The organism is Nocardia sp. NPDC003345 (genome assembly GCF_053589395.1).
The window spans coordinates 1-11713 of sequence record NZ_JBSFRU010000202.1 but is presented as its reverse complement, the minus strand read 5'-3'; the positions used below and the strand labels follow the sequence as shown (position 1 = coordinate 11713).

Sequence of the window (11713 nt, the reverse complement as noted above, 5' to 3'; positions counted from 1 at the left end):
GGAGATCACCGCGCGGTCGGCGCAGAACATCGGATGCAGCGGTTCCAGGGCGAGGCGGACGCCGCGCTCGGCCGCGTAGGGCACCAGCTGCGCGAGCCGTTCGTCCACCCGCCCGCGTGCGGCGGCGAGGTCGCGGTCCGGCATTCCGCCGACCACCATCACCAGTTCCCGCGTGCCCAGTGTCGCCGCGTCGTCGATGGCGCGGCGGTTGTCGTCGAGTGCCGCGCCGCCCGCGCCCGGTTCGGTCAGGAAACCGCCGCGGCACAGACTGGAGACCCGCAACCCCGCATCGGCGACGATCTTCGCCGCGGTGGCGGCCCCGATCTCGTCGACCCGATCGCGCCACAGCCCGATCGCGCCGAGCCCCGCCCGGGCGGCACCGTACACCGCCTCCGCGAGGGTCCACCGCTTCGTCGTCGCGGTGTTCAACGACAGCGACCGGTATGGCGCCGCCGTATCGAACGGGATTTGTTGTACCGCGGTAGATGTCATGAGCCGATTCCGTTCAGTTCGAGATAGACCCGCATGCGGTGCGCGGCCAGTTCCGGGTCCGACAGCAACCCCGCCTTGTCCGCGAGCCGGAACAGTTCGGCCAGATGCGGTACGGACCGGCCGGTGGACAATCCCGCCACCATCACGAAACCCGGTTGCCTGCCGTTGAGCCACGACAAGAACGCGATACCGGTCTTGTAGTAGTACGTCGGCGCGGCGAAGATATGCCGGCCGAGATCCTGGGTGGCGCCGAGTATCTCCGAAGCTCGCGTCACGTTGCCGTTGTCGAGTTCCTGTAGCGCGGTGGACGCGGCCGGGTAGATCGCCGCGAAGATACCCAGCAGTGCGTCCGAATGCCCCTGGGCGTCGCCCGTGATGAGCTCGGGGTAGTTGAAATCGTCGCCGGTATAGAGCCGTACCCCGTCGGGCAGCGCGCGTCGGAGCGCGATTTCGTGGGCCGCGTCGAGCAGCGAGACCTTGACCCCGTCGATCTTCGATCGGTTGTTCTCGATGAGGGTGCGAAACGTCTCGGTGGCCGTATCGATATCGGCGCTGCCCCAGTATCCGCGCAGCGCGGGATCGAACATGGTGCCCAGCCAGTGCAGGATCACCGGCCGATCCACACCTGCCAGTAGTTTCTCGTAGACGTGGAGGTAGTCGGCGGCCGAACGGGCGACCTGGACGAGTGCCCGCGATGCCATCAGGATCACCTGCGCTCCGGCATCGGTCACCACGTCGATCTGCTCGCGGTAGGCGTCCACGATCCGGGCCAGTCCTGCCGATCCGGCGGGCAGCCCGGCGGGGTCGAGCTGATCGGTTCCGGCTCCGCAGGCGAGCCGGCCGCCGGCCGATACCGCCTCGGCGCCGGTTCGGCGGATCAATTCCGCTGTCGCCTGCCAGTCGAGGCCCATCCCGCGCTGGGCGGTGTCCATGGCGTCGGCGACACCGAGCCCGTAGGACCATAATTCGTGCCGGTAGGCCAGTGTCGCGTCCCAATCGACCGCCGCGGGGTAACCGGGGGTGTTGTCGGCCGTCGGCCGCGGAATCACATGCGCGGCAGCGAAAGCCACCCGGGAGGTGATCGGGCGGGCCGGCTTCGTCCAGGCGCCCGGCGCCCCGAGAACATACGGTTCGAGCCGGTCGGCGACGGGCAGCACGACCGAGACGCCGGTGGACGCCGCGGTCACAGGGTGACCTCCGGGACCTGGATCCGGCGGCCTTCGGCGGAACTGCGCAGCCCGAGTTCGGCGAGCTGGACACCGCGCGCGGCGGAGAGCAGCCCGTAGCGGTGCGGCCGTTCGTGCACCACATCGGTGAGGAATTCCTCCCACTGCAGCTTGAAACCGTTGTCCAGATCCGCGTTCGCGGGTACTTCCAGCCATTGCTCCCGGAACGGCTCGGTGACCGGCAGATCCGGATTCCAGACCGGTTTGGGGGTATGCGCGCGCTGCTGCGCGACACAGGTGCGCAGGCCGGCGACGGCGGAGCCGTGCGTTCCGTCGATCTGGAACTCGACCAGTTCATCGCGGTACACGCGCACCGCCCACGACGAGTTGATCTGGGCGATGACGCCGTTCTCCATCTCGAAGATCCCGTAGGCGGCATCGTCGGCGGTGGCCGTGTACGGCTTCCCCTGTTCGTCCCAGCGGGTGGGGATATGCGTCGTCGCTTTCGCGGTGACCGCCTCGACCTTGCCGAGCAGGCCCTCGAGCACATAGTTCCAGTGGCAGAACATATCCACGACGATCCCGCCACCGTCCTCGGCTCGGTAGTTCCAGCTGGGACGCTGGGCGGGCTGGCCGTCGCCTTCGAAGACCCAGTAACCGAACTCCCCGCGCAGTGAGAGGATCCGGCCGAAGAAACCTTCGTCGACGAGTCTGCGCAGCTTCACCAGGCCGGGCAGGTAGAGCTTGTCGTGCACCACTCCGGCGGTGACGCCGGCGTTCGCGCCCACCCGGGCGAGCTCGACGGCTTCGGTCAGCGTCTCGGCGGTCGGTTTCTCGGTGAAGACATGTTTGCCCGCCTTCATCGCCGCCGCGAGGGCCTCGGCGCGCCGTGCGGTGACCTGCGCGTCGAAATAGATATCGATGGACGGATCGGCGATGACGGCGGCCGCGTCGGTACTCCATTCGGCGATACCGTGCTGTTCGGCGAGTTCGGCCAGTTTGGCGGCATTACGACCGACGAGGATGGGTTCCACCGCAACGCGGGTGCCGTCGGGCAGCAGCAGTCCACCGCTGTCGCGGATGGGCAGGATCGATCGCATCAGATGCTGGCGGTAGCCCATGCGGCCGGTGACGCCGTTCATGGCGATGCGTAGCGTGCGCGGGGGAGTGGAATCGGGCATTGGTATGTGCCTCTTCTGATTTGCGTGGCTGACGACCGCAGAACGGGTCGTGGGCGATGCGGAGGAACCCGCTTACGCCGAGTGGACGAGACAGCGTCGGAATGCGCTTTCCAAGCTATGCTAGTCGCGAAGTCCGGTCAACCCCCATACGTACCGAGAGAACGAGGCACGAAGCCATGGCGGCTGTGAGATTGCAAGATGTCGCGACCCGCGCGGGTGTCTCCCAGGCGACCGCCTCCCGGGTACTCAACGGCTCGTCGCGGGTGCCCGGCGAGGGTGTCGCCGACCGTGTCCGGGCCGCGGCCGCCGAATTGGGCTATGTGGCGAATGCCCAGGCCCAGGCCCTCGCGCGCGCATCGACCGGGCTCATCGGGCTCGTCGTGCACGATATCGCCGATCCGTACTTCTCCTCGATAGTGCAGGGCGTCCAGGCCGCCGCGCGCCGGGCCGGAAAGCTCGTGCTGCTGGCCAGTACGCAACGTGATTTCGATATCGAACGGGAATCCGTGAGCACCTTCATCTCGCATCGCGCGGATGCGATCATCCTGGCGGGTTCGCGCCAGAGCGGTGATCTGGACCGTGACCTCGAGAAGGAGTGCGCGCGGTATCTGGAGAACAGCGGCAAGGTCGTGGTGATCGGGCAGCCGCTATCCTTCGGTGCCGCGGTGGAACCCGAAAACCACTCGGCATCAGCGGAATTGGCGCACGCGCTGCTCGGTCTGGGGCACCGGGATTTCGCCGTCATCGGAGGTCCGGGCCATATCAGGACGGCTGTCGATCGGCGCAACGGGTTCGTCGAAGCGCTCGCGGCGCAGGGGGTGACACCGCTGGTGGAGATCGCGGGAGACTTCTCGCGTGACGGTGGTTTCAGTGCCGCGCGGCGCCTCGCCGCCGCCCTGGAGCTGCGTCCCGGGCCGGCCACTGCCGCCGCGCCCTGTGTTTTCGCCGTGAGCGATGTGATGGCGATCGGGGCGATCGCGGCGTGGCGTGAACTCGGGCTGGCGGTCCCCGGCGACGTCTGTGTCGCCGGTTTCGACGATATCCCGACGCTGCGCGACCATGTGCCCGGTCTGTCGACGGTGGCGCTACCCCTGGCCGATATCGGTGAGCGGGCCGTGGCGCTCGCGCTGGACGGCTCCGCCACCGTCTCGCGTACCCGCGAATTCGTGCCCGGCCGGGTCATCCTGCGCGAAAGCAGCGTGCTGCGCACGCCCTGACCTGCGGCAATCGGAACCCCTTGACACTGTGGGTCGGATCACACTAGCCTCGTTCACAGCTTCGGAAAGCGCATTCCCGGCGGGTGTAGTGCGAACCCCGCTCCACTACTAGCTTTAGGACCCCAGATGGCGGTAGTCACGTCCGTCGAGGCCAGTTCCTCCGCGCCGAAAGCGACGCAACCCGTCCGCGCCCGGCGCCGGAAGCTCCCATCCCTGTCGAATATGTGGTCGAGTATATGGCGGCCGCTCGCCCTGGTGGCGGTGCTCGTCATCGCCTGGTGGGCCGTTACCGAGTTCGAATTCGTCGAGCCCTATATTCTGCCGTCGCCGGCCGATACCTGGCGCACCGCCGCCGACAATTCGGCATACCTGCTCCAGAACACCTGGGTGACGACCTACGAAACGGTGGTCGGCTTCGTGATCGCCGCTGTGATCGGTGAAATCGTCGCACTGGTGATGATCTACTCACGCGGTGTCGAGCGGACGATGTACCCGCTCATTCTCTTCGCGCAGGTCATCCCGAAAATCGCGATCGCCCCGCTGTTCATCGTATGGCTCGGCTTCGGCACCAGCCCCAAGATTCTCGTCGCCGTACTGATGGCCTTCTTCCCGATCGTCATCTCCGGTATGGCCGGACTGCGCTCGGTGGATCCCGAAATTCTCGAGCTCACCTCCACCATGGGCGCGAGCAATTGGAAGACGTTCGTGAAAGTGCGTTTTCCGGCGTCGCTGCCACAGCTGATGTCCGGCCTCAAGATCGCCGCCACGCTCGCGGTCACGGGTGCGGTCGTCGGTGAATTCGTGGGCGCGAACGAAGGGCTCGGCTATGTGATTCTGCAGGCGAACGGAAATATCGACACCGCGATGCTGTTCGCCGCCCTGATCATCATGTCCCTGCTGGGCACCATCCTGTTCGCGATCATCGAAATCGCCGAGCAGTTCCTCATTCCATGGCACGCCTCCCGTCGATCCACGGCCTCGGTCGCCGGCGCGGTATGAGCAAGTCGAACACCCCGTATCCGGGCCACAGCTGGAGAACTCGTATGAAATTCGGAATTCGCACACTCACGACGATCGGCGCCGCCGCGGTGGCATCGGTCCTGGTATTGACAGGCTGCGGGGGCGGCGGCGCCGGCGCGAAGGATCCCGGCACCGACGGGAACACCACCGCGGTGTCCCTGATGCTCAACTGGTACCCCTACGGCGAGCACGCCCCGTTCTATTACGGGGTGCAAGAGGGCATATTCGCCAGGCACGGTATCGATCTGAAGATCTCGGCCGGACAGGGTTCCACCAAAACCGCGCAGGCCACCGGTTCCGAGCAGACCGATTTCGGCTGGGCCGATACACCGGCCGTCCTCAGCAATATCGACAAGGGCGTCAAGATCGAGAGCGTCGGCGTCTTCCTGCAGACCACGCCCTCGGCAGTGCAGGTATTCGCCGATTCGGATATCCGGACCCCGGCCGATCTGGCAGGTAAGACCATTGCCGTCTCCGCGGGTGACGCCCCGACCACGACGTTCCCGGTCTACCTCGACAAGGCGGGCGTTCCGGCGGATCGGGTGACCCAGCAGAGCCTCGACTCGGCGGGCAAGATGTCGGCGATGCTGGCGGGTCGCGTCGACGGGCTCATCGGATTCGCGCACGACCAGGGCCCCACCATCGCGAACAAGAGCGGTAAAGAGGTCCGTTACCTGCGGTATTCGGAGCAGGGCCTGAACTTCTTCAGTAACGGCCTGATCGCGAACCGGGCCACCATCGAATCCTCGCCCGAGCTCGTACAGGCCATGGTGGACGCGACGAGCGAGGCGTTCGCCGCCGCGGTGGCGAACCCGGAGGCGGCGGTGGCCGCGATGGCGGGCAAGGATCCGCAGCTGCCGCCGCAGCAGGTACTGCTCCAGCAGTGGCAGCAGACCATCCCGCTGCTCACCACACCGGAGACCGCGGGTAAGGCGCCGGGGACCAATTCCGAGGCGGACTGGCGCGCCACCGTCGAGGTCCTCAGCGGCGCGAAGCTGCTCGACAAGACCGAGGACCCGGCCAAGTACTGGGCATCGCAGTTCACACCCACCAGCAAGCCGTGACCGGAGCAGGTGACGATATGACAACCTCCGACACCATCGCCCGCACCGATACCGCTGTCGCGGTAGACGGTCTGACCGTACGGTTCTCGTCCAAACGCGGCGAGGTCACCGCATTGCACGATGTCGATCTGCACGTTCGCCGGGGCGAATTCGTCTCGATCGTCGGACCGTCCGGTTGCGGCAAATCGACACTGCTGAAGGTCGTCGCCGGTCTCACCGACCCGAGCGGGGGCGGCGTCGAACTCGCCGGCGCCCCCGTGCGTGGGCCGCAGCGCAATATCGGTTACGTCTTCCAGCGCGCCGCACTGCTGGAGTGGCGGACCGTGGGCAAGAACATCCTGCTCCAGGCCGAAATGCGCGGTTTGGACAAACGCGCGGCCGCGGCCGAATGCGCGCGTCTCATCGAGATGACCGGGCTCGGCGGATTCGAGAACGCTCTCCCGCACGAACTCTCCGGTGGGATGCAGCAGCGTGTCTCGCTGTGCCGGGCGCTGCTGCACAAACCGGAAGTACTGCTGATGGACGAGCCGTTCGGCGCTCTCGACGCGCTCACCCGGGAACGGATGAACGTCGAACTGCATCGGATCTGGCGGGAAACGGGCACCACGGTGCTGCTGGTGACCCATTCGGTCGCCGAGGCCGTCTACCTCGCCAACCGGGTGGTCGTGATGAGCCCGCGGCCGGGCCGGATCGTCGAGCAGCTCGATGTCGATCTGCCCGCGCACCGGAAATACGCCGCGACGATGGAGACACCGGAATTCATGACGGTCGCCAACCGGGTCCGGGATCTGCTCGGCTCGGCGGCGGCAGCGGACTGATACCGGATCCTCGCCCGACCCACCGACAGGAAGCCGATCGCGTGAGGGTTCTGCTCGCCCCGGACAAGTTCAAAGGAAGCCTCTCCGCGGCCGAGGTCGCCGACCGGCTGGCGGCGGGTCTGGTGGCGGCCGGGGCGAGCGGTTACCGGATGCCGGTGGCCGACGGCGGAGACGGAAGCGTCGACGCCGCGGTGGCGGCCGGGTTCGTGCCGTATCCGGTGACGGTGGCCGCAGCGGCGGGGACGCCGAGATACGGGCGCATCGCCGTCCGCGACGGCACCGCGGTGGTCGAGGTCGCCGATACCTGCGGTCTCGCCACCCTGCCGAACGGTCGTCTGTTGCCCCTGGATGCGAGCAGTCTCGGTATGGGACAGGCCATCTCGCAAGCATTACGGTATCGGCCGCGCCGAGTTGTGCTCGCCCTCGGCGGCAGTGCGAGTACCGACGGCGGTATGGGACTGCTCGCGGCCCTCGGCTTCACCTTCGCCGATGCGAGCGGAGTACGACTGCGCGGGTGCGGTCGGAATCTGGGGCGGGTTCACACTGTCGACTCGTCGCGGGCGGTGCGCCTGGCCGGGGTCGAGCTCGTGGTCGCCGGCGATGTCACCAACCCGCTGCTCGGACCGGACGGGGCGGCAGCGGTGTACGGGCCGCAGAAGGGGGCCACCGACACCGAGGTGCGGTTTCTCGAAACCGGTCTGCGCAACCTCGTTCGGGCGTTCTCCCGCAGCGGCCATCCGCAGGCGTCCGCCGCCGCGGCCACGGCCGGTGCGGGCAGCGCCGGCGGTATGGGGTTCGCCGCGATACTGCTCGGTGCCACGGTCGTCTCGGGCGCCGAGTACTTTCTCGACCTGCTGGAATTCGATCGGCACCTGGCCGAGGCCGACCTGGTGGTGACCGGAGAAGGAAGTATCGACGAGCAGACCGCGAACGGGAAACTGCCCGCGGTGGTGGCCCGCCGCGCCCACCCGGTTCCGGTCGTCGCCGTCGCCGGCCGGAGCACGCTGTCTCCGGATCGGTGGGGGCCGGCGGGATTCACGACGGTCCACTCCCTCGGCGACTACACCGACCGCGATACCGCCGGTGACCCCGAACTCACCCGGCGATTGCTGACCCGGATCGGCCGGCGGATCGGCAGTATGACCACCACGGTGCCCTGAGCTCGGACCGGACGCCTCCGTAACCGCTACGCGCGCTTGTGAATTCATCCGTGAGTTCTGGCGGCAGAGGAATTGGGGGCACGCGTCGCGCGCTGCGCGCTGCTAGCTTTTCGCCTGGATATCCGGCAGATGATATCCAGGCGAGGACGGGCAGGTCATGAGCGACGAAGGCACCCCACCGCATCCGGATCTGGTGGAGCGGCTGGTGCGGTATTTCGGTGTGGTGACGGCCACCCGTCTAGGGCCGGATGACGACTATTTCGGTATGGGTCTGGTGAATTCACTCCGGGCCCTGGAGATCGTCGCCTACCTCGAGGGCACTTTCGGCATCGAGATCGAGATCGACGACCTGGACCTGGACAATTTCCGGACGGCGCGGCGCGCGGCCGCCTTCGTCACCCGCAAATGCGGTCCGGCCGCCGGCCTCGGTGCGGGCAGGTGAGCCGGCTGGAATCGCTGCTGCGTCGCGCCGCCACGGGGGCGGCCGAATGGGACAGCACGGGAATGCCGCGGGAGATGGTCGCCGCCGCGGCGGAAGCGGGCGTGCTCGGCATGGACAGCCCGGCGCGTTACGGCGGTCGCGGGGCGGACGCGTCGGAAACCGGCCGGACGGCGGCCGAACTGGGCGCGGTGTGCACGTCGCTGCGTTCGCTGTTCACGGTGCAGGGCCTGGTCGCCGCGACGATCAACCGCTGGGGTACCCCCGGACAGCGCACGCACTGGTTGCCCGGGTTGACCGGTGGCGAGCAGGTCGCCGCGCTCGCGGCGACGGAAGCCGGAGCGGGCAGCGACCTTTCGGGAATCACCACCCGCTTCACGGGCGCCGGGCCCGAGCGACGTGTATCCGGCCGCAAGCTATGGGTCACCTTCGGGGCGCTGGCCGATGTGGTGCTGGTGGTGGGGCGATCCGACGACGGCCCGGTCGCCGCGCTGGTGGAGACGGATCAGCCCGGCGTGCGGGTGGAACCGGTGACCGATCAGCTGGGGATGCGGGGCGCGCGCCTCGCGCATCTGGCCTTCGACGCGGTGCGGGTGCCCGCCGGGAACATGATCGGCAGAGCGGGTTTCGGCCTGTCGCATGTGCTGGGAACCGCCGTCGACCACGGCAGGTACACGATCGCGTGGGGCTGCACCGGAATGGCCAGGGCCTGCCTGAGCGACGCCGCGGCGCACGCGCACGACCGGATCCAGGGCGATACCCGGCTCGCCGACCACCAATCGGTGCGTGCCGTGCTCGGACGCAGCTGGGTGGACGTGGCGAGCGCGGAGGCGCTGTGTCTCCGCGCGGCCGGTGACCGCGACGGCCGCGAACCGACCGCGCATCTCACCACTGTCGCCGCGAAATACGCGGCGGCCCGCGCAGCGTGCGCGGTGAGTGAGCGCGCGGTGCAGATGCTGGGCGCCGCGGGCTGCGCCCCCGGCAACCGGGCCGGGCGCTTCTACCGCGATGCCAAGGTCATGCAGATCATCGAAGGAGCCCGCGAGATCGCCGAACAGGATCTGGGCGAGTTCGTGCTGCGGTCCGCCGGTGAATCCCGCGCCGCCGCGGACCTCGTACCGGAGAGCCGAGGGTGACTCCCGTGATCTCCCTCGGTCCGGTATCGACCGCCTTTCCCGAATCCACCGTCGCGGTCGCCGGTCTCGCCGAGCTGTCGGAGCTGCCGCCCGTTCGTCGCGCGCACGCACTGTCGCTCGGTATCACCTCGGTGCGCTGCGCCGGCACCGCCGCGGAAGATGACGCCGCGGAGCACGATCTCGCCGCCGCGGCGGCCCTCGGGGCACTCGAGCGGGCCGGGACGGCGGCGAGCGAACTCGACGCGCTGCTGGTCGTCGGTGGGCGCGCACCGCGCTATCTGCTCGCCTCCGAAGCGACGCGACTCCAGCAGCGCCTCGGTGCGGATCGCGCGTTCGTCGCCGGGATCGGCGAACTCGGATGCGTGTCGATCTCGGCCGCGTTCACCCTCGCGGCGGCGCTGCTGCGCGGGGAGACCCGGTTCCGCACCGTACTCGTCGTGGCCGCGGCGACCGCGCCGACCCGGTTCCGCTATCGCGCGCCGATGACGATCCTCGGCGACGGGGCCGCCGCCGTGGTGTTCGGTACCGGACATCGGGGCCGGTATCAGCTGGTCGACCACGAGGTGCGCAGTGACGGCCGCTACGCGGACCTGTTCCGGATCGACTACCGCGACCTGCCGTCGGATCAGTGGCGCGAGACCTGCGCCGACGAGGCCACCTACAGCTTCCGGCTCGCGGTCGAAAGCCGCAAACGGTTCACCGCGATGAACGAGGAAATCCTGTCCCGCAACGGACTACATATGAACGACCTGGGTTCGGTACTGATGCAGAACCTGTCGGCCGGCGCATACACCTTCTGGGAGGAGGCGCTCGGCGTCGCCATCGATCCGGCCTGCCGACGCAACCTCGCCGGGTTCGGCCACCTCGGCTCGGTGGATGTGCTGGTCAACCTGGACCTCGCGGCGCGGACTCGCGCGCCGGGGGATCACCTGCTGCTCCTGAACAGCAGTCCGGTGGCGGCGTGGAGCACCAGCCTGCTGCGTCGCCTGCCGGACGGCGACGGGGGAGGGATGTCTTGATGGACACGATCGTGAAATGCCTGGTGTGGGATCTGGACGACACCTTGTGGGACGGTGTGGTACTGGAAGGCGACGCCCGCGCGCCGCGTCCGGAGGCGCGGCGGGCGCTGCGGCTGCTGGACGAGCGAGGCATCGTGCACGCAGTCGCGAGCCGCGGCGAACCCGCTCCGGCGCTCGCGCATCTGGCGGCGCACGGGGTCGAGGAGATGTTCTGCGCGACCCGGATCGGCTGGGAGCCCAAATCGTCGGCGGTGCGCCGGATCGCGGAGTCGCTGAACCTCGGCCTGGACGCCGTCGCCTTCGTCGACAACGACCCGGTCGAACGCGCCGAGGTGGCGTCCGCGCTGCCCCAGGTGCGCTGCTATGCCGCCGAGGACGTCGCGGATCTCCCGGATCGCGCGGAGTTCAGCCCGGCGGTCGTCACCCGCGACGCCCGCGAGCGCAGGCAGCGCTACCGTGCCGAAGCGCGCAGGCGGACCAGCGAGCAGTCCTTCGCCGGTTCGGACACCGAATTCCTGCTCGGCCTCGGATTGGAGATGACCGTGCGCCGGGCGCGTGAGGCGGATCTGGACCGCGCGCACGAACTCACGGTGCGCACCAACCAGCTCAACACGACCGGCCGCACCTTCGATATCGAGCAGTTGCGGGAGCTGAGCGCCGATCCCGCGTACGAGGTGCTGATCGCGACCTTGCGCGACCGGTTCGGCGAGTACGGCGCGATCGGGCTCGCGGTCACCGAGGTGCGCGGCACGGATTCGGTCCTGCTCCTGATGCTCATGTCCTGCCGGGTGATGTCGCGGGGGATCGGTGGCGCGCTGCTGGCGCACCTGGTCGAGCGGGCGGACGCGCGCGGACAGCGCTGTGTCGCGGAGTTCGTGCCGACCGAGGTGAACCGGGTCATGCTGGTCACGCTGCGCTTCGCCGGATTCGTCGTGCTGGAACAGGACCCGGAACTGGTACTGCTCGGTCACGACGGGCACACCGCGGCGCCCCACACCGCT

At 68.5% G+C, this 11713-nt stretch carries 12 protein-coding genes; 9 read left to right on the top strand and 3 right to left on the bottom strand.

Features of this window, described 5'->3' with window-relative positions:
• The 3 genes from ACWDU1_RS21000 to ACWDU1_RS20990 form a co-directional block, all read right to left on the bottom strand.
• Positions 1 to 492: sugar phosphate isomerase/epimerase family protein (locus ACWDU1_RS21000; RefSeq protein ID WP_450000760.1), on the bottom strand; the 492-nt coding region annotated here is incomplete at its 3' end.
• Positions 489 to 1679, bottom strand: a complete 1191-nt coding sequence (locus tag ACWDU1_RS20995) for a dihydrodipicolinate synthase family protein (RefSeq protein ID WP_450000759.1) — start codon at positions 1677 to 1679, stop codon at positions 489 to 491. The genes ACWDU1_RS21000 and ACWDU1_RS20995, both read right to left, overlap by 4 nt.
• Positions 1676 to 2839 (bottom strand): Gfo/Idh/MocA family protein, encoded by a 1164-nt coding sequence (locus tag ACWDU1_RS20990; RefSeq protein WP_450000757.1) that lies wholly within the window; start codon positions 2837 to 2839, stop codon positions 1676 to 1678. The genes ACWDU1_RS20995 and ACWDU1_RS20990 overlap by 4 nt, the downstream gene beginning before the upstream one ends.
• A 176-nt stretch (positions 2840 to 3015) precedes the next feature.
• On the opposite strand from ACWDU1_RS20990, the gene ACWDU1_RS20985 reads away from it, so the two are divergent.
• The 9 genes from ACWDU1_RS20985 to ACWDU1_RS20945 all read left to right on the top strand — a co-directional run.
• Positions 3016 to 4056 (top strand): LacI family DNA-binding transcriptional regulator, encoded by a 1041-nt coding sequence (locus ACWDU1_RS20985; RefSeq protein ID WP_450000756.1) that lies wholly within the window; start codon positions 3016 to 3018, stop codon positions 4054 to 4056.
• A 126-nt stretch (positions 4057 to 4182) separates the two neighbouring features.
• Positions 4183 to 5055 carry an ABC transporter permease gene (locus ACWDU1_RS20980; RefSeq protein WP_450000755.1) on the top strand — a complete coding sequence of 291 codons (873 nt, stop codon included), beginning with the start codon at positions 4183 to 4185 and terminating at the stop codon, positions 5053 to 5055.
• Positions 5056 to 5099: 44 nt separating this feature from the next.
• Entirely contained in the window at positions 5100 to 6140 is a 1041-nt protein-coding gene (locus ACWDU1_RS20975; protein WP_450000753.1) for an ABC transporter substrate-binding protein, read from the top strand.
• A gap of 17 nt (positions 6141 to 6157) precedes the next feature.
• A complete protein-coding gene (locus tag ACWDU1_RS20970; protein WP_450000751.1) occupies positions 6158 to 6958 on the top strand; it encodes an ABC transporter ATP-binding protein in 801 nt (266 codons plus the stop codon).
• Positions 6959 to 6999: 41 nt separating this feature from the next.
• Positions 7000 to 8118, top strand: a complete 1119-nt coding sequence (locus ACWDU1_RS20965; protein ID WP_450000749.1) for a glycerate kinase — start codon at positions 7000 to 7002, stop codon at positions 8116 to 8118.
• A gap of 157 nt (positions 8119 to 8275) precedes the next feature.
• Positions 8276 to 8560 carry an acyl carrier protein gene (locus ACWDU1_RS20960; protein WP_450000747.1) on the top strand — a complete coding sequence of 95 codons (285 nt, stop codon included), beginning with the start codon at positions 8276 to 8278 and terminating at the stop codon, positions 8558 to 8560.
• Positions 8557 to 9693, top strand: coding sequence for an acyl-CoA dehydrogenase family protein (locus tag ACWDU1_RS20955; RefSeq protein ID WP_450000745.1), 1137 nt, complete (start codon positions 8557 to 8559; stop codon positions 9691 to 9693). The genes ACWDU1_RS20960 and ACWDU1_RS20955 overlap by 4 nt, the downstream gene beginning before the upstream one ends.
• A gap of 5 nt (positions 9694 to 9698) precedes the next feature.
• Positions 9699 to 10712, top strand: a complete 1014-nt coding sequence (locus ACWDU1_RS20950) for a 3-oxoacyl-ACP synthase (RefSeq protein ID WP_450000744.1) — start codon at positions 9699 to 9701, stop codon at positions 10710 to 10712.
• On the top strand, positions 10712 to 11713 hold a 1002-nt coding region (locus tag ACWDU1_RS20945; protein WP_450000742.1), incomplete at its 3' end, for an HAD-IIIC family phosphatase. The genes ACWDU1_RS20950 and ACWDU1_RS20945, both read left to right, overlap by 1 nt.